Origin of the sequence: Pseudomonas sp. D3-27 (assembly GCF_051132165.1) — a bacterium.
GTDB lineage: Bacteria > Pseudomonadota > Gammaproteobacteria > Pseudomonadales > Pseudomonadaceae > Aquipseudomonas.
Window position 1 is genome coordinate 715,272 of record NZ_CP071667.1, and the last position, 20,508, is coordinate 735,779.

Consider the following 20,508-nt stretch of genomic DNA (forward strand, 5'->3'; position numbering starts at 1 on the left):
CCTATTTCTTGGCTTCCGGGGCGTAGGTAGCTGTCAATTGGAGTCCCACTGAATGGCCCGTATTGCAGGCGTTAACATTCCAGATAACAAGCATACTGTTATCTCGCTGACCTACATCTATGGTGTTGGTCGCACTACTGCACAGAAAATTTGTGCAGAGACTGGGGTCAACCCAGCCGCAAAGATCAAGGATCTGAGCGACGAGCAAATTGAACAGCTGCGTGGCGAAGTGGCGAAGTTCACCACTGAAGGTGACCTGCGTCGCGAAATCAACATGAAAATCAAGCGCTTGATGGACCTCGGTTGCTATCGCGGTCTGCGTCATCGTCGTGGTCTGCCAGTACGCGGTCAGCGTACCAAGACCAACGCGCGTACCCGTAAAGGTCCGCGTAAGCCGATCCGCAAGTAATCGCCCCAGCGAATCGACAGGAATTTAATCATGGCAAAACCTGCTGCTCGTCCTCGTAAAAAAGTTAAAAAGACAGTGGTTGATGGCATCGCCCACATCCATGCTTCTTTTAACAACACCATCGTGACCATTACCGACCGTCAAGGTAACGCTCTTTCCTGGGCTACCTCCGGTGGTTCGGGTTTCCGCGGTTCCCGCAAGTCCACCCCGTTCGCTGCTCAAGTAGCTGCTGAGCGTGCTGGTCAAGCTGCGCTGGAATACGGCCTGAAAAACCTCGACGTCAACGTCAAAGGTCCAGGTCCAGGTCGTGAATCCGCAGTCCGCGCTTTGAACGGCTGTGGCTACAAGATCGCCAGCATCACCGACGTGACGCCAATCCCGCACAACGGGTGCCGTCCGCCGAAGAAGCGCCGCGTGTAATCCAGGAGATTGTAAAGAATGGCTCGTTACATTGGTCCAAAATGCAAACTCGCTCGTCGCGAAGGCACCGATCTCTTCCTGAAGAGCGGCGTGCGCGCGATCGAATCGAAGTGCAACATCGAAGCAGCACCTGGTATCCACGGCCAACGCCGCGGTCGCCAGTCCGACTACGGCACCCAACTGCGTGAAAAGCAGAAGGTCCGTCGTATCTACGGCGTTCTCGAGCGTCAATTCAGCGGCTACTACAAAGAAGCTGCTGGCAAGAAAGGCGCAACCGGCGAAAACCTGTTGCAGTTGCTCGAATGCCGCCTGGACAACGTTGTATACCGTATGGGTTTCGGTTCTACTCGTGCCGAATCCCGTCAGCTGGTATCGCACAAGTCGATCAGCGTTAACGGCCAGACCGTGAACGTTCCGTCCTACCAGGTTCGTGCTGGTGACGTGGTTGCTGTTCGCGAGAAAGCAAAGAACCAACTTCGCATTGTCCAAGCTCTCGATCTGTGTGCCCAACGTGGCCGCGTAGAATGGGTAGAAGTAGACACTGAGAAGAAGTCGGGCGTTTTCAAGAACGTTCCTGCTCGCAGTGATCTGTCCGCCGACATCAACGAAAGCCTGATTGTCGAGCTCTACTCCAAGTAAGGGCTAGAAAATAGGTGCATCCATGCAGATTTCGGTAAATGAGTTCCTGACACCCCGCCATATTGATGTGCAGGTTGTCAGTCCAACCCGCGCCAAGATCACACTCGAGCCTCTCGAGCGTGGTTTCGGCCACACCCTGGGCAACGCGCTGCGCCGCATCCTGTTGTCCTCAATGCCCGGCTGTGCAGTAGTCGAGGCCGAGATTGACGGTGTGCTCCATGAGTACAGCGCCATCGAAGGTGTACAGGAAGACGTAATTGAAATCCTGTTGAACCTTAAAGGTCTGGCTATCAAGCTGCACGGTCGTGACGAAGTTACGCTGACCTTGTCGAAGAAGGGTTCGGGGGTGGTTACCGCTGCCGATATTCAGCTGGATCATGATGTCGAGATCGTTAACCCCGATCACGTAATCGCTAACCTGGCGTCTAACGGCGCCCTGAACATGAAGCTCACCGTAGCTCGTGGTCGTGGTTATGAACCGGCAGACTCGCGTCAGAGCGATGAAGACGAAAGCCGCAGCATTGGTCGCTTGCAGCTTGACTCTTCGTTCAGCCCGGTTCGCCGTATCGCATACGTGGTGGAAAACGCCCGTGTCGAACAGCGTACCAACCTGGACAAGCTGGTTATTGATCTGGAAACCAACGGTACCCTGGATCCTGAAGAGGCAATCCGCCGCGCTGCAACCATTCTGCAACAGCAGTTGGCTGCGTTCGTCGACCTCAAGGGTGACATCGTGCCTGAGGCTATCGAGCAGGAAGACGAGATCGATCCGATCCTGCTTCGCCCGGTTGACGATCTGGAACTGACTGTACGTTCGGCTAACTGCCTTAAGGCGGAAAACATCTACTACATCGGCGACCTGATTCAGCGTACCGAAGTAGAGCTGTTGAAGACTCCGAACCTTGGCAAGAAATCCTTGACTGAAATCAAGGACGTTCTGGCCTCCCGCGGTCTGTCCCTCGGCATGCGCCTCGACAACTGGCCGCCTGCAAGTCTTAAGAAGGACGACAAGGCGACTGCCTGATCGTCGTAATCACCGAACGTTGTGTTTGGTAAGGAATGAACCATGCGTCATCGTAAAAGTGGTCGTCACCTGAGCCGCACCAGCTCGCACCGCAAGGCCATGTTCCAGAACATGGCGGTGTCGCTGTTCGAGCACGAGCTGATCAAAACTACACTGCCGAAAGCCAAAGAACTGCGCCGCGTTGCCGAGCCGCTGATCACTCTGGCCAAGACAGACAGCCTGGCTAACCGCCGCCTGGCCTTCGACCGTACTCGTTCGAAAGCCATCGTTGGTAAGCTCTTCAACGACCTGGGCAAGCGTTACGCTACCCGTGAGGGTGGCTACCTGCGCATCCTCAAGTGCGGTTTCCGCGCTGGCGACAACGCGCCTATGGCGTACGTCGAGTTGGTTGATCGTGCTACTGCTGGCGAAGCTGTAAGCGCCGAGTAAGACGACAGTCTGAAACGAAGAACCGGGCCCAGTGCCCGGTTTTTTGTGCTCGCAAGAAAACAGCTTATTCATACAAGCTTGCTTGGGTCGCAAACGCCACTATATGGCGTTGGGGTTGTTGTTAGATAATTTCTATTGAAGCGCACAATTTAATGAATTTGTGGCGCTCATCTTGTTGATCAATACTCCTCACCAGCCGATTAGCCGGCAGTCCGAAGACCGACCTAGGAAGAATTGAGCATGAGCCAGATCAAAACGCTTACGACCGCTAGCGGCGCCCCCGTCGCCGATAACCAGAACTCTCGCTCCGCAGGTCCTCGTGGCCCGCTGCTGCTCGATGATTTCCACCTGATCGAGAAGCTTGCTCATTTCAACCGCGAAAATATTCCCGAGCGTCGTGTGCACGCTAAAGGGTCGGGCGCATACGGTACGTTTACCGTAACGCGTGACATTACCCAATACACCAGCGCCAAGCTGTTCGAATCGGTCGGTAAACAGACGCCTACGTTCCTTCGCTTCTCTACCGTGGGCGGCGAGCGCGGTTCTGCGGATACCGAGCGCGATCCTCGAGGCTTCGCCCTTAAGTTCTACACAGAAGAAGGTAACTGGGACATCGTTGGCAACAACACCCCGGTGTTCTTCATCCGCGACCCGCTGAAATTCCCAGACTTCATCCACACTCAGAAACGCTTGCCGCAAAGCAACCTCAAGAGTGCCCAGATGATGTGGGATTTCTGGTCGCATTCCCCAGAGGCGCTGCACCAGGTCACCATTCTGTTTTCCGATCGGGGTATTCCTGACGGCTACCGTCATATGCACGGCTTCGGCAGTCACACCTACAGCCTGATCAATGGCCAAGGCGAGCGTCACTGGGTTAAATGGCACTACAAGACCAAGCAAGGCATCAAGAATCTCGCGCCGGCCGAAGCCGCGCGCCTGGCGGGCACCGATCCGGATTACGCCCAGCGTGACCTGTTCAATGCGATTGAGCGCGGTGACTTTCCAAAATGGAGCGTCTGCATCCAAATCATGAGCGAAGCCCAGGCTGCAGCCCATTACGAGAATCCGTTCGACGTGACCAAGACCTGGTCGCAGAAGGAGTTCCCGCTGATCGAAGTCGGCGAACTCGAGCTGAATCGTAATCCCTTGAACTACTTTGCTGAAGTGGAGCAAGCTGCGTTCGGGCCGAGCAACATGGTGCCGGGCGTGGGTCTTTCGCCTGATCGCATGTTGCAGGGCCGTGTATTCGCCTACGCCGATGCTCACCGCTACCGCGTAGGTACCAACCACCAGCAACTGCCAGTGAATGCTCCGCGCAGCCCGGTCAATACCTACCAGCGCGACGGTTCCATGGCTTTTGGCAGTAACGGCGGCGCAGCGCCAAACTATGAGCCCAACAGTTACGTGGAGGCGCCGAAGCAAGCCCCGCGTTATGCGGAACCGGCACTGGCCCTCAGCGGTGCAGCGGATCGTTATGATCATCGCGAGGACACCGACTACTACAGCCATGCAGGTGCGCTGTTCCGCTTGATGAACGAGGAACAGAAGGCGCTGTTGATCAGCAATATCGCCGGTGCAATGGCAGGCGTGTCGGCTGACGTGATTGATCGCCAACTGCAGCATTTCTTCAAGGCAGACCCTGCTTACGGAGAGGGTATCGCGAAGGCGTTGGGCGTACAGCTTAACTAAGTCTAAACGAGAAGCAGAACCGCCCTCATTTGGGCGGTTTTTGCGTTATTTAGCGCTCTTTTCTTAGATTTTCTTCGCTTTTGTTGCGCTGGGCGAGTGACCTTGCAGTCAGCTTGGTTCAAACTAGAGCCTTTCAAAGCTTGTGGAGATGTAGGGCGATGCAAGGTCACCCAGACGTAATCGATTACCTCAACACGTTGCTGACCGGCGAACTGGCGGCCCGTGATCAATATTTCATCCATTCGCGGATGTACGAGGATTGGGGTTTTACCGAGCTCTACGAACGTATCAACCATGAGATGGAAGAAGAGGCTCAGCACGCCGATGCGCTGATGCGCCGGATCCTGATGCTTGAAGGCACGCCACGCATGCGTCCGGACGACCTGGACATCGGCACTACCGTGCCTGACATGCTCGCTGCCGACTTGCGTTTGGAGTACAAGGTTCGCGCTGCTTTGTGTAAAGGCATCGAGCTGTGCGAGCAGCACAACGACTATGTAACTCGCGAGATCTTACGTGTGCAGCTCAACGACACCGAAGAAGATCACACTTACTGGCTGGAAAAACAGTTGGGCCTGATCAAGCTGATCGGGTTGGAGAATTACCTGCAATCGCAATATTGATCGTAGGCAGGTTCTCTCTGGAAAACGAAAAGCCCCTGGCATCGATGGGATGCCAGGGGCTTTTTCGTGTCCGGGCCAATCAGTCCCGGTCACGCTCCAGCAATGGCTTGAGGTAATGCCCAGTGTGGGACTGCTTCATTTCCGCCACTTGTTCCGGCGTACCCACCGCGATGATCTGTCCGCCCTTGGATCCGCCCTCCGGCCCCAGGTCCACCAGCCAGTCAGCGGTCTTGATCACGTCCAGGTTGTGCTCGATAACCACCACGGTGTTGCCGTGATCGCGCAGGCGGTGGAGCACGTCGAGCAACTGCTGGATATCGGCGAAATGCAGACCGGTGGTCGGCTCGTCGAGGATATACAGGGTCTTGCCGGTATCGCGCTTGGACAGCTCGCGGGATAGCTTCACCCGTTGGGCCTCCCCACCGGACAAGGTCGTCGCCGACTGCCCGAGCTTGATGTACGAAAGGCCTACATCCATCAATGTCTGGAGCTTGCGCGCCAATGCCGGCACCGCGTCGAAGAAGACCCGGGCCTCTTCGATGGTCATCTCCAGGGTTTCGTGGATGTTCTTGCCCTTGTACTTGATCTCCAGTGTTTCCCGGTTGTAGCGCTTGCTCTTGCATACGTCGCACGGCACGTAGATATCGGGCAGGAAGTGCATTTCCACCTTGATCAAGCCATCGCCCTGGCAGGCTTCGCAGCGTCCGCCCTTGACGTTGAACGAGAACCGGCCTGGCCCGTAGCCCCGTGAACGCGATTCCGGTACGCCGGCGAACAGCTCACGGATCGGTGTGAACAATCCGGTGTATGTCGCGGGGTTGGAACGTGGCGTCCGGCCAATCGGGCTCTGGTCGATGTCAACGACTTTATCGAGATGCTCGAGGCCCTTGATGCTGTCGTGGGCGGCGGCTTCCAGGGTCGTGGCACCGTTCAAGGCCGTGGCGCTCAGCGGGAACAGCGTGTTGTTGATCAACGTCGACTTGCCGGAGCCGGATACGCCGGTGACGCAGGTCAGCAGACCAATGGGAATTTCCAGGTCGACATTGCGCAAGTTGTTGCCGCGGGCGCCCTTGAGGGTCAGCGACAACTTCTTGTTACGCGGCGTACGTTTGGCCGGCACCTTGATCTTCACTCGGCCAGACAGGTACTTGCCGGTCAACGAGTCAGGGTGCGCCATGACCTCGGCCGCCGTCCCTTGGGCGACAATGTGGCCGCCGTGCACGCCCGCGCCGGGACCGATGTCCACTACATAGTCGGCCAGGCGGATCGCGTCCTCATCGTGCTCGACCACGATGACTGTGTTGCCAATGTCCCGCAGGTGTTTCAGCGTTCCGAGCAAGCGGTCGTTGTCCCGCTGATGCAGGCCAATGGACGGTTCGTCGAGGATGTACATGACGCCCACCAGGCCGGCGCCGATCTGGCTGGCGAGGCGGATACGCTGGGCCTCGCCACCAGACAGCGTGTCAGCGCTGCGGTCGAGGGTCAGGTAGTCCAGGCCTACGTTCACGAGGAACTGCAAGCGCTCGCGGATTTCCTTGAGGATCTTGTCGGCGATTTCGCCCCGACGGCCCGTCAGCTTGAGCCCACCGAAATAATCGGTCGCATCGCCGATCGGCAGGCTGGTCACCGCCGGCAAGGTTTTCTCGCCGACCCACACGTGCCGCGCCTCCCGGCGCAAACGGGTGCCGCGGCAGTCCGGGCAGGGCTGGGTGCTGAGGAACTTGGCCAGTTCCTCACGCACGCTGGCCGACTCGGTCTCGCGGTAGCGCCGCTCCAGGTTGGGCACGATGCCTTCGAACGGGTGGGAGCGCTTGACGATATCGCCACGGTCGTTCAGGTATTTGAAGTCGACGTTTTGCGAGCCGCTGCCTTGCAGGATGAACTTCTGCTGTTCGGCGGGCAGTTCGTTGAAGGGTTTGTCCAGGCTGAACTTATAGTGAGCCGCCAGCGACCCGAGCATCTGGAAATAGTAGACGTTACGCCTGTCCCAGCCGCGAATCGCGCCCTCGGCCAGGGTCAGTTCGCCATTGACCAAACGCTTGGTGTCGAAGAACTGCTTGACCCCCAGACCGTCGCAGGTCGGGCAAGCGCCGGCCGGGTTGTTGAACGAGAACAGCTTGGGCTCCAGCTCGCTGATGGCGTGGCCGCAGATTGGGCAGGCAAAGCGCGCGGAAAAGATGATCTCTTCGCCGGGTTCGTCGTCCATCGGCGCAACCAACGCTATGCCGTCCGCCAGTTTCAGGGCCGTCTCGAAGGATTCGGCGAGGCGCTGTTGCAGGTCGCCCCGGACCTTGAAACGGTCCACTACCACGTCGATCGAGTGCTTCTTCTGTTTATCCAGCTTCGGCAGTTCGTCCAGCTCGCACAGCTTGCCGTTGACCCGGGCACGTACGAAGCCTTGAGCGCGCAGTTCTTCGAACACCATAAGGTGTTCGCCCTTGCGCTCGCGTATGACCGGCGCCAGGAGCATCAACTTGCTGCCTTCGGGTTGGGCCAGCACCAGGTCGACCATCTGGCTGACGGTCTGGGCTTCCAGCGGGATGTCGTGGTCGGGGCAGCGGGGCATGCCGACACGCGCATACAGCAGGCGCAGGTAGTCGTAGATCTCGGTAATGGTGCCTACCGTCGACCTCGGGTTGTGGGAGGTCGATTTCTGCTCGATGGAGATCGCCGGCGACAGGCCTTCGATGGTGTCGACGTCGGGTTTTTCCATCATCGACAAGAACTGCCGGGCATACGCCGACAGCGATTCGACATAGCGTCGCTGGCCTTCGGCGTACAAGGTATCGAAGGCCAGGGATGATTTACCGGATCCGGACAGGCCGGTGATGACGATCAGCTTGTCCCGGGGCAGGGTCAGGTCGATGTTCTTCAGGTTGTGGGTACGGGCCCCACGAATCAGGATCTTGTCCAAAGTGGCCTCGCTCGGCGGGCGTCGAAAACGTAGGAGTATACGGGTAAACACTGGATGGATACACACTATCAAGTGTCATACATGAAGACTGCGCGGCAAACGGTCGCCATATACCCCCTCAATCGATGGGACTGGTAGAATCCCCGCCGGTTCACACGAGGTTTTTCCATGCACGATCCCCACAGCGAACGCATGAGTAGCGGCGAGACCCGCGCGGCAAGCGGTCTGGCCCTGGTGTTCGCCTTCCGCATGCTGGGCATGTTCATGGTGTTGCCGGTACTGGCGACCTATGGCATGGACCTGGCGGGCGCGACCCCGGCCCTCATCGGGTTGGCGATCGGCGCCTATGGCCTGACCCAGGCCATTTTCCAGATTCCCTTCGGCATTATTTCCGACCGTATCGGGCGACGTCCCGTCATTTACCTGGGGCTCATCGTGTTTGCCCTCGGCAGTGTGCTGGCGGCGAACGCGGATTCGATCTGGGGCGTGATCGCCGGACGGATCCTGCAAGGGGCGGGGGCGATTTCCGCCGCCGTCATGGCCTTGCTGTCAGACCTGACTCGCGAACAGCATCGGACAAAAGCCATGGCCATGATCGGCATGACGATTGGTCTGTCGTTCGCGGTCGCCATGGTTGTAGGACCATTGGTGACGCGTGCCTTTGGCTTATCGGGCCTGTTCCTGGCAACCGGTGCCATGGCATTGGTCGGTATCCTCATCGTCGCGGTCTTCGTGCCGCGCTCTACCGGGCCCTTGCAGCACCGCGAATCCGGCGTGGCCCGCCAGGCGCTGGTGCCGACACTCAAACATCCCGACCTGCTGCGCCTGGACCTGGGCATCTTCGTCCTCCACGCCATGCTGATGTCCAGCTTCGTGGCCCTGCCGCTGGCACTTGTGCAAAAGGCCGGCCTGCCCAAGGAGCAGCATTGGTGGGTATACCTGACGGCACTGGTTATTTCGTTCTTCGCCATGGTCCCGTTCATCATCTATGGCGAGAAGCGACGCAAAATGAAACGAGTTTTACTCGGCGCCGTCGTGACCCTCATGCTCACTGAGCTATTCTTCTGGCAGTTCGGCGACAGCCTGCGGGCCCTGGTGATCGGCACCGTGGTTTTCTTTACCGCGTTCAATCTGCTGGAGGCGTCGTTGCCGTCGCTGATCAGCAAGGTTTCACCGGCGGGCGGCAAGGGCACGGCGATGGGGGTGTATTCCACCAGCCAATTCCTCGGTTCGGCGTTGGGCGGGATTCTCGGCGGCTGGCTGTTCCAGCATGGCGGTTTGTCGGTTGTGTTCCTGGGTTGCGCCGCGCTGGCTGCACTTTGGTTGGCCTTTGCTGTTACCATGCGCGAACCTCCGTATGTGACGAGCCTGCGCTTGCCGTTGTCGCCCGAAGCCATTCGCGAAGCAGGCCTGGCCGAGCGCCTCAGGGCCGTCGTTGGAGTAACCGATGCAGTGGTGGTCGCCGACGAGGCGGCCGTATACATCAAACTGGACACCGAATTATTGGATCGTGCGACGCTCGAGCGCCTGGTGAACAACCCGGCCCCGGCAGCGTGCGAAGCCTAGGAGAACGTTATGGCCCGTGGGGTTAACAAAGTCATATTGGTCGGTACTTGCGGCCAGGATCCAGAAGTTCGCTACCTGCCTAACGGCAACGCCGTGACCAACCTGAGCCTGGCGACCAGCGAACAATGGACCGACAAGCAGACCGGCCAGAAGGTCGAGAAGACCGAATGGCACCGCGTGTCGATGTTCGGCAAAGTGGCCGAGATCGCCGGCGAATACCTGCGCAAGGGTTCGCAGGTGTACATCGAAGGCAAGCTGCAGACCCGCGAGTGGGAAAAGGACGGCATCAAGCGCTACACCACTGAAATCGTGGTCGACATGCAAGGCACCATGCAATTGCTTGGTGGCCGTCCGCAAGGCGACCAGCAGCAGGGTGGCAACAACTACCAGCAGTCCGCCCCGCGCCAGCAAGCCCCTCGTCCGCAGTCAGCGCCACAGCCACAACGCGAGCGCCCGGCCCCACAACAGGCCGCGCCGCAGCCGGCACCGGATTTCGACAGCTTCGATGACGATATTCCGTTCTGAGGCAGCTCTGAGCATCAAGCCCCAAGCTCCAAGCTGAAACAAAACCGCGCTTCGGTTCTCGAGGCGCGGTTTTTTTCTGCCTGAGAGTTGGTTAGGGCTTTTCGACAGCCAGTAGTTGTTCCGTACTCACCACCTTCGCATAGGCAAACCCCAGCGCCGACATGAACGCGGCATGGACATGGGCAGCAGGGACGACAAGCCCATTGAATTCCAGGTCGCGGCTGGCGCAGGCGTCGTGGACCACCGTCACCTCATAACCCATGTCAGCGGCCGCCCGCGTAATGCCGTCAATGCACATGTGGCTCATGCTACCCGCGACCACCAGCCGTTCGATACCGTGATGCTCGAGTGTCGCTTGCAGCTCGGTTTCGCGAAACGCATTGACGAAGTGTTTGAGCACCACGGGTTCGTCGGCGCGGTTGGTTACCTTCGGGTGCAACTGCGCGCCTTCGGAGCCTGGCGTGAAGAAAGGGGCCTGGTCGGAAGTGAATTCGTGGCGGATGTGAATCACCTGGTTTGCGGCCTGGCGAAACGCCTCGATCAACCTGGCGGCGTTATCGGCGGCTGCTTCGGCGCCGGCCAGAGGCCATTTCCCTTGGGGGAAGTAGTCATTCTGGATATCGACTACGATGAGCGCTTGCTTTGACATGGGGTCTTCCTCGTTTAATCAGGATGTGGCGCCAGTATTGGCGTTTGTCCGGGATTCGACGATTGGCCGCAACGACAATAAGCGAGGGAAAACTGACAATGGCGCAGGAAAGGGCATTCGTCGAACTCGGCGTGCTGATCTACCCCGGCGCGCAAATGGCGGCGGTGCACGGTTTGACCGACCTGTTTGCGGTGGCGGATGCCATCGCGGCGGAGCAGGCCAGTGTGCAATTGCCACGGCTGCGCGTAAGTCACTGGCAAACGGCGAACGGCGAAGTGCCGTCGCGGGTGTTTGCCAGCGATGCCGGTCCGCACGCGCCCTTGATCGCCTTGTTGATACCGCCCTCTATTGCCGGCTTCAATGAAGCTATCGCGACGCCGACACTGATGGATTGGCTACGGACGCAGCACGCAGGCGGCACCGTTTTGGGAGGGGTTTGCGTCGGCTCGATCCTGCTGGCCGAAAGCGGTTTGCTGGATGGGCGCAGCGCGACCACCCATTGGACTTCAGCCACGACCTTCGCGGCGCGTTATCCCAAGATCAAGCTGGACGCCGATAAACCCATTGTGGACGACGGCGATCTGATCACCACCGCCGGGCTCATGGCCTGGGCGGAGCTTGGGCTGCGGCTGGTGGATCGTCTGCTCGGGCCAAGCATCGCCACACGCACCGCGCAGTTCCTGGTGATCGAGCACAGCGACAGCGCGAGCCAGTGCGGCAGCAATTTCGCGCCAATCCTGGGGCATGGCGACGGTGCGATCCTGAAGGTGCAACACTGGCTGCAACGCAGCGGCGCGGTGGATGTTTCCCTTGGCGCGATGGCCGAACAGGCGGGACTGGAAGAGCGCACCTTCCTGCGCAGGTTCCGCGCGGCCACGGGCCTCAAGCCCACCGAATACTGCCAGCACCTGCGAGTTGGCAAGGCCCGGGAAATGCTGGAATTCACCAACGGCACCATCGATCACATCGCCTGGACCGTCGGCTATCAGGACCCTTCTGCCTTTCGAGCGACTTTCAAGAAAATCACCGGCTTAGCGCCGAGTGACTACCGGGCGAAATTTGGCGTGACCCCTCAGAACGCACCCAGAGGCTGAGGGGGATGTGCGCAACGGTCGTGCAAATTGCCGGACGGCCGCTTGCAGTCGTGCAGAATGAAACAGGCCCCGTGCCACATTATTCGCCCATCCCCCCGTTTCCTCGACCGTTCGTCCCCCGCTGAGCCGTTGGCCTGATCTCTGCAATCCTTATAGCTACGGCTATTGAGCGCAGTTAAAAGGACAACGCATGACGTCGATCCCTCGTGACAAATTAGTGGTGGCCCACTCGGTCAATCCCCAGGCCCCCCTGCATGAAGTCGAAACCAATAGGGCTCTGGCCCGCTGGTTGGCGAATATCCTTGGCTTGGAATACGGCGGCAGTTACGACAGCCAGCAACACGCCGAGCGGGATTTGTATCTGTTGCCTACGCAAACTCTGATCGGTCCAGAGGCCGCGTTGCGTCTGGGCGTCAAGGGACCGGACGATCTTTGGGGCGGCTATGTCGATCACGATTTCATCTGCACCAAGGCGATTGCCCATGGTCTGTTGAATAAGGACGCGGTCGCGCCGAAGGGCTGGTCACCGCTGTTCGGCAAGTTGACCCGTGGCGTCGTGCTTGATGGTGTCAGCGTCTTCTCGCTCAAGGATGCGCGCCAGGCCGCCGAGCATTTGCTCTACGCCGGGCCGATTCGCTTCAAGCCAATCCATGCTTGTGCCGGACGGGGTCAGCGGGTTATCCGCAGCATCGCGCAATTCGATGAAATCGTCGCGGCTCCAGACGCCCAGGCGTTATTCAGCGAGGGGATCGTGCTGGAGCAGAACCTCAATGAGGTCAAGACCCAGAGCGTGGGCCAGAGCTTTATCAACGGCAAGGTCCTGAGCTATTGCGGCGTCCAGCACCTGACCCGCGACAACCAAGGCGAAGAGGTCTACGGCGGCTCTGACCTGCTGGTGGCCCAGGGTGGCTACATCGAGTTGCTCGGCCTGGAATTGCCGGACGATGTACGCGAAGCGGTGCGGTTGGCGCAGGTGTTCGATGACGCTGCCAACCAGGCGTATCCCACGTTCTTTGCTTCGCGGCGCAACTACGACATTGCCCAAGGGACCGACACCGGTGGCCAATTTCGCGGCGGCGTGCTGGAGCAGTCGTGGCGAATGGGCGGCGCCAGCAGCGCGGAGCTCGCGGCATTGCAGGTGTTTGTCGAGGATCCCGCGACCCGCGCGGTTCGGGTGTCCTCGGTTGAGACCTACACCGACCAACCACTGCCGGCCGGCGCTACGGAGGTTTATCGCGGCGCGGCAGAGAATGGTGATTTCCTACTCAAATACGTAACGGTCCAATCCTATGACGGCTAGAAGCGAAACCATCCAGATTGCCATTGACGATGAGCATATGAACGGGACCTTCCTCAGCCCCAAGTCGAAGGTCCCCGGCGTGTTGTTCGTACACGGTTGGGGCGGCAGCCAGGAGCGCGACCTGGAGCGGGCCAAGGGCATCGCCGGCCTGGGCTGTGTCTGCCTGACGTTCGACTTGCGCGGGCATACGGGGGGCGCCGGGATCCCGCTGTCACGGGTCACGCGGGAGGACAATCTGCGGGACCTGCTGGCGGCCTACGACCGATTGCTCGCCCATCCCGCCCTCGATACCTCGGCGATAGCCGTGGTTGGCACCAGCTACGGTGGCTACCTGGCCTCGATCCTGACCTCGCTGCGTCCGGTGCGTTGGCTCGCCTTGCGCGTGCCGGCACTTTATCGCGACGAGCAATGGCACACGCCCAAGCGCGACCTGGATAAAGCCGACCTGCTCGATTATCGCAGCACGCTCGTCCATGCCGACACCAATCGCGCCTTGCACGCGTGCTCGCAGTTCACAGGCGATGTGCTGCTGGTGGAGTCCGAGACCGACGATCATGTGCCCCATGCCACCATCATGAGCTACCGCGCCGCCTGTCAGCAGACCCATTCGCTGACCCACCGGATCATCGACGGCGCCGACCATTCCCTGAGCGACCCCGTGTCACAACAGGCCTACACCTCGATCCTGGTGAGCTGGATCACGGAGATGGTGGTGGGCGAGCGGTTGAGCATCATTCAGGAGCGGTAGACATAAGTGTCCAGGCGGGCCTGTTCGTCGGATCAGGCACCGCATCACTTGACCCCAGGCTTGACCCGCAACGCCTTGGCCTTCGCCTCGATCACCAGGTACATCACCACCGTGATCAACAACGGCAGGATGAAATAGATCGCCCGATAGGCAATCAGCCCCGCGATCAAGCTGCCCCGCGACACCTCATGCTGCAGCAGCGCGACGAACACCGCTTCCAGCACGCCGAGCCCAGCGGGAATGTGAGTGATCACCCCGGCGATACTGCTGATCAGCAACACCCCGAGCACCACCGGGTAATCCAGTTTGCTCGGCAGCAACGTAAAGATCACCGCCGCCATCAGCGACCAGTTCAACGCCCCGAGGGCCAGTTGCAGCACGGCCATGCGCAGGGAAGGCAGGTTGATCTCCATCCCACGAACCGTCCAGGCGCGGCGTTTTGAAAAGCGGCAGGCCAGCAGGTAGCCGGCGCTTGCCAGCAACAACAGCGCCCCGACGCCTTGCAGTGCATTGCTGCTCAGCTTCCAGCCTGGAGGCATGGTCACCAGGCCGCTGCTGAACACCACGCCGGCCAGGGTCATATAACCGAACCAGTTGGTTGCCAGGCTCAAGCCCAGGATCTTGGCGATATTGCCCGTGCTCACCCCCAGCCGCGAATAAAGTCGATATCGCATGGCGATGCCACCTACCCAGGCGCTGAGGTTGAGATTGAACGCATAACTGATCACCCCCACCGGCAGGATCTGCCGCCACCCAAGTTTCTGCCGGATGTAGGTACGGCCGATCAGATCGAAGCAGGCGTAGGTGACGAAACTGGTGATGGTCAGGGCGGCGGCAATGAAAAGCGTGCGCAGCTTGAAGTCCGCCAGGGTGGTGAAAACCTCGGACCAGTCGATGCGCCGAGCCAATGCGGTGAACAGCACAATCAACAGCAGGAAAAAAGCCAGGGTCAGCGGGCGTTTCCAGCGGCTCCAGCGGGACTTGGGCTTGGCCTGTTCCGGCGCATGGGCATCTCTCGGCGCGGTGTGCGCGTCAGAGTGGTTCATGGGGTTCGCTCCGGACCGCCGTCGGCGGTGAAAAAGGTTTCAGACGTGGTTTATGGGCCGGCAGCCATCCGGCCCAGGCCGGAAAATGACGCAGGAAGTGGAACACCATGAAACCGATAGTCATGCGCCAGAGCAGCCCGCGCGGGGCGTGGTTTTCTGGCATGACGGTGCAGTGATTGCGGCTCAGGTGTTCGAGACGCTCGAACAGCTCGCGGTTGAAGCCGCGGTCGCGGATCAGCACGTTGGCTTCCAGGTTCAGCGACAGGCTCAGCGGGTCGAGGTTGCTCGAACCCACGGTGGCCCAGTCCTCGTCCACCAGGGCGACCTTGCCATGCAGCGGGCGCTCGCAATATTCGTAGATCGTCACGCCGGCCTTGATCAAATGGTCATAAAGCATCCGCGCCGCGAGCTTGGCGATCATCATGTCCGGTTGCCCTTGCAGGATCAGCCGCACCTCGACGCCGCGTCGCGCGGCGTTGCGCAGCTCACGCAGCAACCGATAGCCGGGGAAGAAATAGGCGTTGGCGATCACTACCCGGCGCTGGGCGCTGCGCAGCACTTGAAGGTAGACCTCCTCGATGTCGGTCTGATGCTCGTGGTTATCGCGATAAACCAGGCGCACCTGACCGTCATGATCATTGAATGCCAGCTCGGTACGGCGGCTGCGGCGACGTTGCCACCAATACTTGGCCCGGGCCGGACGCCCGGTTTGCAGCAGCGCGAAGTGATGGATATCCACCACCGCCGGGCCTTTGATCTCCACCGAATAATCCTGCTTGGCCTCGGGGCCGAAATCGCCCAGGTGGTCAGCGGAAAAGTTGATCCCGCCGATGAATGCGATCACGCCATCCACTACCACGATCTTGCGGTGCAGGCGGCGGAACCAGTTGGTGCGGATGCCCAGGTGCCGTGGGGCAGGGTCGAACATTTGCAGGCGTACTCCGGCATCGCTCAACGACGCGAGAAACGCAGTGCTCAGCTCACCGCAACCAAAACCGTCGAGGTTGACGGTGATGCGTACGCCGCGCTTGGCCGCGTCCACCAATATGTCCCGCAGTTCGAAGCCGACCTTGTCCTCGAACAGAATGAAAGTCTCGAGGAGAACTTCTTCCTGGGCACGGCGAATCGCCTCGAAGACACGTGGGAAATACTCCTCTCCGTTTTCCAGGAGCGTGACGCGGTTGTTGCCATGCCAGCCATATTCGACGTCGGCCAGCGCCGGGTTGCGCTCGGTGGGCGGTACCTCGACCTTTTCCACCGTCGCCTTGTTCATCGTCGCGCTCATAATTCAATCTCCACCGACAGCGGTGCGTGGTCGGAAAGGTGCGACCAGGGTCGTACATTCAGTACCTGGGCGTGATGGGCCTTGAGGTTGCGCACATAGATCCGGTCCAGGCGCAAAATCGGCAGGCGTGCCGGAAAACTTCGGGCCGGTTTGCCCCACTGTTCAGCGAACACCTCCCGCAAACCGCAAGGTTCGAGAAGGTCAGTGGCCTTGCCGCGCCAATCGTTGAAATCCCCCGCGACGATCACCGGGGCCTCGGGCGGCAGCTCGCCCAGGCGTTGGCAAAGCAACTTCAATTGTTCGACGCGATGGCCTTCACGCAGCCCCAGGTGGACGCAAATGGCGTGCACGTCCCGTCCACCCTCAGCGTTCGGCAGGCGCAATACGCTGTGCAGCATGCCGCGGCTTTCATGGCCGCTGATGGACACGTCGAGGTTGTCGTGGCGGATGATCTGGAATTTCGACAGCAACGCGTTGCCATGGTCGCCCGCCGGATACACCGCGTTGCGCCCGTAGGCGAACTGCGGCCAGAGGGTGTCGGCGAGGAATTCGTATTGGGGAATGCTCGGCCAGTTGCTGTAGCGCTGGGGATGGTGCTCGTGGGTGCCATGCACTTCTTGCAGGAACACCACGTCGGCGGAAACGCTGCGCACGGCTTCGCGCAGTTCCGGCAGGATGAAACGCCGGTTCAACGCGGTGAAGCCCTTGTGCGTATTGACCGTCAGCACCGTGAATCGATTGACCTGGTCGAGCAAGCGCTGCGCGGCGTCCTGCAACGGCTCGCGGGTGGCTTCGCTGGATTCTGGCGTGCTCATGGCAATACTCCTTCTGCCGGGCGCTCACCGGGAGCGGTGGCGAGGTGCTTGTCCAGGTCGAAGCGCTCCAGCAGGTGGCGCGCGTCGTAGGGCGCGCGGACCTTGATGTCGTTGTCGAAATAGCAGAACACCTCTCGGCTCTTGCGTGCCCGAGGCTTTTTTTTCGGATCGATCAACTGGGCGTCGCTCGGCTGCGTGCCGTGGCTCCAGGCCTCGATCCGGTCGCCCCAACGCTTGAGCGCCTCGTCGGTATAGCCGCTGGCGTACAGCTCTTCGGCGCCGTGCAGGCGCAGGTAGACGAAGTCACTGGTCACGTCCTCGCGATAGGGCCATTTTCCGGCGGTATCGGCGACCACCAGGGCGACGTCGTAGCGTTTGAGCAGGGCGACGAAGCGTGGGTCGACGAAGCTTTCATGTCGGATCTCCACCGCGTGGCGCAATGGTCGCTTTTTATCGGTCTCGGTGCTGGCGTGGCCGTCCAGGCGCGACTCGTGCTCGCGTGCCAGCGCGGCGGCGGCGTGGGTGTCGTGGGGCAGCTGCTTGAGGAAGTCCTCGAACAGCTCCGGGTCGAATTTGAAGTTGGGCGGAAACTGCCAGAGGATGGCGCCGAGTTTTTCCTTGAGCTCCAGCACCCCGGAAGCGAAGAAATTCGCCAACGGCTTGTGGATATCCCGCAGGCGTTTGACATGGGTGATGAAGCGCGGCGCCTTGACGCTGAACACGAAGCCTGGCGGCGTCTCGGCGTACCACTGGGCATACCGCTCGGGACGTTGCAGGGCGTAGAACGATCCATTGATTTCGATGCTGTTGACCGCTCGAGAGGCGAATTGCAGTTCCCGTTTCTGCGCCAGCCCCTTGGGGTAGAAGTCGCCCCGCCAAGGCGTGTAGCGCCAACCGGAAATGCCAATGTGGATCGCCGTCATGTATCCCTCCCGTGCCAATGACCTCGTACCGCCTGTGTCTTTTGATGACCGCTGGGCGGGCTGGAAAGTTTCGATGGCCTTACCGACGGAAGGGGCTGAGCAGTTGTGGCGAGGGGATTTATCCCCGCTGGGCTGCGCAGCGGCCCCAATAAGGTCGGGCATGATCAGCCTGAGACACCGAGGGGCTGCTTTTGGGGCCGCTGCGCAGCCCAGCGGGGATAAATCCCCTCGCCACCAGGGTTGTATTGGCCTTCCGAGCGAACTTGCCGGCCCGTTGTTGATCAGTTCCTTACCGATCCTGCGTGAAGGAGCCCTGCGTCTTGTCCCGATTGAGCACTGTGTTGCTGCTTTTCCTGCTGGCCATGACCGGCACCAGCGCCTACGGGACCGCTGCGATCCCCGGCACCTCCAAGCCCGCCGAAGCCCCGGCCGAACCCGAGCCGCTGGTACAGGGGGGCCTGTTGGGGGCCATCAGCTCGAGCATCGACGATGTCCAGGACAAGCTCGACCTTGACCGCAGCCTGGTGGGCGCGTGGCGTCTGCGGGCGGATCGTGCGGCGGACGAGGTGGATCGCCTGGTGGATCAGACGTCCCGCTCGTCGTGGCGTGTGGCGGGGGATTTCCTGTTGCTTTCGGGCGTGTGGCTGGGGACGTTTGCGCTGATATGGAGCAGCGCGCGATTGCTGATGCGCCGTTTGAGTCGGCGCCGCTGGCTGCGCACTCGCCAACGGATGCTGGACCTGCTCGGCTACCTGCTGCCTTACACGTTACCGGCCGTGGCCTGTCTGCCGCTGACCCTCTATGTCAGCCATTTCCTGCAAGTGTCGGTCGGCCGGGCGTTGGCGTTGTGTTTCGCCTACGCCACCAGCAGCGGCATTGTTTCCACATCGGTGCTGCTCTGCGTCATCGTCATGTTCAATGGCGGCCACAAGCGGCGAGCAGTGGCGATCCTTCGTCGTTTCAGCCCGCGGCCGTTGTTCCTGATCGGCTTCCTGGCCGCGCTGAGCGATGCCTTGACCAGCCCGCAGATCGCTCGACAGTTGGGTGGCAACATTACCAGCAGCGTCGCGGTGTTCACCGGCCTGTCGGCTTCGATGATCTTCGGTTGGCTGGTGATCCACATGCGCCGGCCGGTGGCCCATCTCATCCGCAACCGGTCGCTGGCCCAGCGCTTGAAGCAACCCGCATTGCAGGAGTCGCTGCGGATCTTTTCCGGCCTTTGGTACTGGCCGATCCTGCTGATGGTGCTGGTGTCGGCGGTGAGCCTGGTCGGTGTCGGCGAGGACAACCAGAAAGCCCTGCGTTGCGCCTTGTTTACCACCATTTTGCTGATCGCGACGGTGTTCCTCAGCACCGTGTTCCAGCACATCTTCAAATCACCCAAAGCCGAGGCCATCCAGCGCCACAGCGCCTACAAAGGGCGGCTGTTGAGCCTGTTGCATGGATTGTTGCGCATCGTCATGGCCGTGGCATTCATTGAGATCCTCGGGCGGATCTGGGGCGTGTCGCTGTTCGAGTTCGCCTCGCGCAATGCCGTGGGGCGGGCGATCAGTGATTCCCTGAGCCGCATTGGCTTGATCTTCCTGGTGACGTGGTTGACGTGGGTAGTGCTCGACACGGCGATCCAGGAAGCACTGAAACCACCGCTCAACAAGCGCGGCGCTCGCCAGCCCAGCACGCGGGTCAAGACCATCCTGCCGCTGTTGCGCAACGCGTCGAAAATAATCCTGGTGGTGATTTGCGCGATCACCACCATGGCCAATCTCGGCATCAACGTCGCGCCATTGCTCGCGGGGGCCGGCGTGGTGGGGCTGGCGATTGGTTTTGGATCGCAACAATTGGTCCAGGACGTGATCACCGGGCTGTTCATCATCATCGAGGACACGCTGTCCATTGGCGACTGGGTGGTGCTCAGCTCCGGCCATGCCGGCACCGTCGAAGGCCTGACCATCCGCACCCTGCGCCTACGCGACGGCAAGGGCTTCGTGCATTCGGTGCCGTTCGGGCAGATCAAGGCCGTGACCAACCAATCCCGGCAATTCGCCTTTGCGTTTTTCTCGGTGCAGTTCACCTACGACACCGACGTGGACCGCGCCATCGAGCTGATCCGCGAAGCCGGCGATTCGATCTCCGAGGACCCATTTCTCAAGTTCAACCTGCAAGGGCCGCTGGATGTATTCGGCGTGGACAAGATGGACCTCAACGGCGTGGTCCTCACCGCCCAGTTCCGCACGGTCTCGGGCGGACAATATGCCGTGAGCCGGGCGTTCAACCAGCGGTTGAAAAAGCTTGTGGATAACGAGCCGTCGGTGCACTTCGCGCAGACTTATCCACAGCAGGTGGTGTTGCCGAAGCGCTTGGTTGAGGAGCCGAAGGCAGGGGGCGAGCAGGCTGATCAAGCTCAATGATT

Annotated in this window: 19 protein-coding genes; 13 read left to right on the top strand and 6 right to left on the bottom strand. The window is 60.3% G+C overall.

Annotated features, from left to right (window positions below):
* Positions 1-52: 52 nt before the first annotated feature.
* From rpsM to bfr, 7 genes are all read left to right on the top strand, one after another.
* Positions 53-409, top strand: a complete 357-nt coding sequence (rpsM, locus tag J3P92_RS03325) for a 30S ribosomal protein S13 (RefSeq protein ID WP_009045849.1) — start codon at positions 53-55, stop codon at positions 407-409.
* A gap of 30 nt (positions 410-439) precedes the next feature.
* A complete protein-coding gene (gene rpsK, locus J3P92_RS03330; RefSeq protein ID WP_002555466.1) occupies positions 440-829 on the top strand; it encodes a 30S ribosomal protein S11 in 390 nt (129 codons plus the stop codon).
* 18 nt (positions 830-847) lie between these two features.
* On the top strand, positions 848-1,468 hold the full coding sequence (gene rpsD / locus J3P92_RS03335) for a 30S ribosomal protein S4 (RefSeq protein ID WP_003176404.1): 621 nt from the start codon (positions 848-850) through the stop codon (positions 1,466-1,468).
* A 22-nt stretch (positions 1,469-1,490) separates the two neighbouring features.
* Positions 1,491-2,492: a DNA-directed RNA polymerase subunit alpha gene (locus tag J3P92_RS03340; protein ID WP_420767527.1), complete on the top strand. Its 1,002-nt coding sequence runs from the start codon at positions 1,491-1,493 to the stop codon at positions 2,490-2,492.
* Between the two features lie 42 nt (positions 2,493-2,534).
* Entirely contained in the window at positions 2,535-2,921 is a 387-nt protein-coding gene (gene rplQ, locus J3P92_RS03345; RefSeq protein ID WP_003176402.1) for a 50S ribosomal protein L17, read from the top strand.
* Positions 2,922-3,161: 240 nt separating this feature from the next.
* Entirely contained in the window at positions 3,162-4,610 is a 1,449-nt protein-coding gene (locus J3P92_RS03350; protein ID WP_434562046.1) for a catalase, read from the top strand.
* A gap of 158 nt (positions 4,611-4,768) precedes the next feature.
* Complete coding sequence (gene bfr, locus J3P92_RS03355) at positions 4,769-5,233, top strand: bacterioferritin (protein ID WP_420767529.1); 465 nt, start codon at positions 4,769-4,771, stop codon at positions 5,231-5,233.
* Positions 5,234-5,312: 79 nt separating this feature from the next.
* On the opposite strand, the gene uvrA is transcribed toward bfr, so the two are convergent.
* Positions 5,313-8,147 carry an excinuclease ABC subunit UvrA gene (gene uvrA, locus J3P92_RS03360; protein ID WP_420767530.1) on the bottom strand — a complete coding sequence of 945 codons (2,835 nt, stop codon included), beginning with the start codon at positions 8,145-8,147 and terminating at the stop codon, positions 5,313-5,315.
* A 168-nt stretch (positions 8,148-8,315) separates the two neighbouring features.
* Between uvrA and J3P92_RS03365 the strand changes: the two genes are divergently transcribed.
* Both J3P92_RS03365 and J3P92_RS03370 read left to right on the top strand, forming a co-directional pair.
* A complete protein-coding gene (locus J3P92_RS03365) occupies positions 8,316-9,713 on the top strand; it encodes an MFS transporter (RefSeq protein WP_420767531.1) in 1,398 nt (465 codons plus the stop codon).
* Positions 9,714-9,722: 9 nt separating this feature from the next.
* Positions 9,723-10,238, top strand: a complete 516-nt coding sequence (locus tag J3P92_RS03370; RefSeq protein WP_024778338.1) for a single-stranded DNA-binding protein — start codon at positions 9,723-9,725, stop codon at positions 10,236-10,238.
* Between the two features lie 91 nt (positions 10,239-10,329).
* Here J3P92_RS03370 and J3P92_RS03375 read toward each other — a convergent pair whose 3' ends face one another.
* The gene (locus tag J3P92_RS03375) at positions 10,330-10,887 is read right to left on the bottom strand and encodes a cysteine hydrolase family protein (protein ID WP_434649889.1); all 558 of its coding nucleotides are present in this window, start codon (positions 10,885-10,887) and stop codon (positions 10,330-10,332) included.
* 98 nt (positions 10,888-10,985) lie between these two features.
* Here J3P92_RS03375 and J3P92_RS03380 point away from each other — a divergent pair, with 98 nt between their 5' ends.
* The 3 genes from J3P92_RS03380 (at position 10,986) to J3P92_RS03390 (ending at position 14,029) form a co-directional block, all read left to right on the top strand.
* Entirely contained in the window at positions 10,986-11,981 is a 996-nt protein-coding gene (locus tag J3P92_RS03380; RefSeq protein WP_434649890.1) for a GlxA family transcriptional regulator, read from the top strand.
* Positions 11,982-12,171: 190 nt separating this feature from the next.
* A complete protein-coding gene (locus J3P92_RS03385) occupies positions 12,172-13,281 on the top strand; it encodes a DUF3182 family protein (RefSeq protein WP_420767534.1) in 1,110 nt (369 codons plus the stop codon).
* A complete protein-coding gene (locus tag J3P92_RS03390) occupies positions 13,271-14,029 on the top strand; it encodes an alpha/beta hydrolase family protein (protein ID WP_305498458.1) in 759 nt (252 codons plus the stop codon). The genes J3P92_RS03385 and J3P92_RS03390 overlap by 11 nt, the downstream gene beginning before the upstream one ends.
* 44 nt (positions 14,030-14,073) lie before the next feature.
* Here J3P92_RS03390 and J3P92_RS03395 read toward each other — a convergent pair whose 3' ends face one another.
* The 4 genes from J3P92_RS03395 to J3P92_RS03410 are packed head-to-tail and all read right to left on the bottom strand — an operon-like array spanning position 14,074 to position 18,098.
* Positions 14,074-15,075, bottom strand: a complete 1,002-nt coding sequence (locus J3P92_RS03395) for a lysylphosphatidylglycerol synthase domain-containing protein (protein ID WP_420767535.1) — start codon at positions 15,073-15,075, stop codon at positions 14,074-14,076.
* Entirely contained in the window at positions 15,062-16,360 is a 1,299-nt protein-coding gene (gene clsB, locus J3P92_RS03400) for a cardiolipin synthase ClsB (RefSeq protein WP_420767536.1), read from the bottom strand. The genes J3P92_RS03395 and clsB overlap by 14 nt, the downstream gene beginning before the upstream one ends.
* The gene (locus J3P92_RS03405; RefSeq protein WP_420767537.1) at positions 16,357-17,175 is read right to left on the bottom strand and encodes an endonuclease/exonuclease/phosphatase family protein; all 819 of its coding nucleotides are present in this window, start codon (positions 17,173-17,175) and stop codon (positions 16,357-16,359) included. Before J3P92_RS03405 ends, clsB begins: the two co-directional genes overlap by 4 nt.
* Complete coding sequence (locus tag J3P92_RS03410; protein ID WP_420767538.1) at positions 17,172-18,098, bottom strand: DUF72 domain-containing protein; 927 nt, start codon at positions 18,096-18,098, stop codon at positions 17,172-17,174. The genes J3P92_RS03405 and J3P92_RS03410 overlap by 4 nt, the downstream gene beginning before the upstream one ends.
* Before the next feature lie 320 nt (positions 18,099-18,418).
* On the opposite strand from J3P92_RS03410, the gene J3P92_RS03415 reads away from it, so the two are divergent.
* Positions 18,419-20,506 carry a mechanosensitive ion channel family protein gene (locus J3P92_RS03415; RefSeq protein ID WP_434562054.1) on the top strand — a complete coding sequence of 696 codons (2,088 nt, stop codon included), beginning with the start codon at positions 18,419-18,421 and terminating at the stop codon, positions 20,504-20,506.
* Positions 20,507-20,508: the final 2 nt, after the last annotated feature.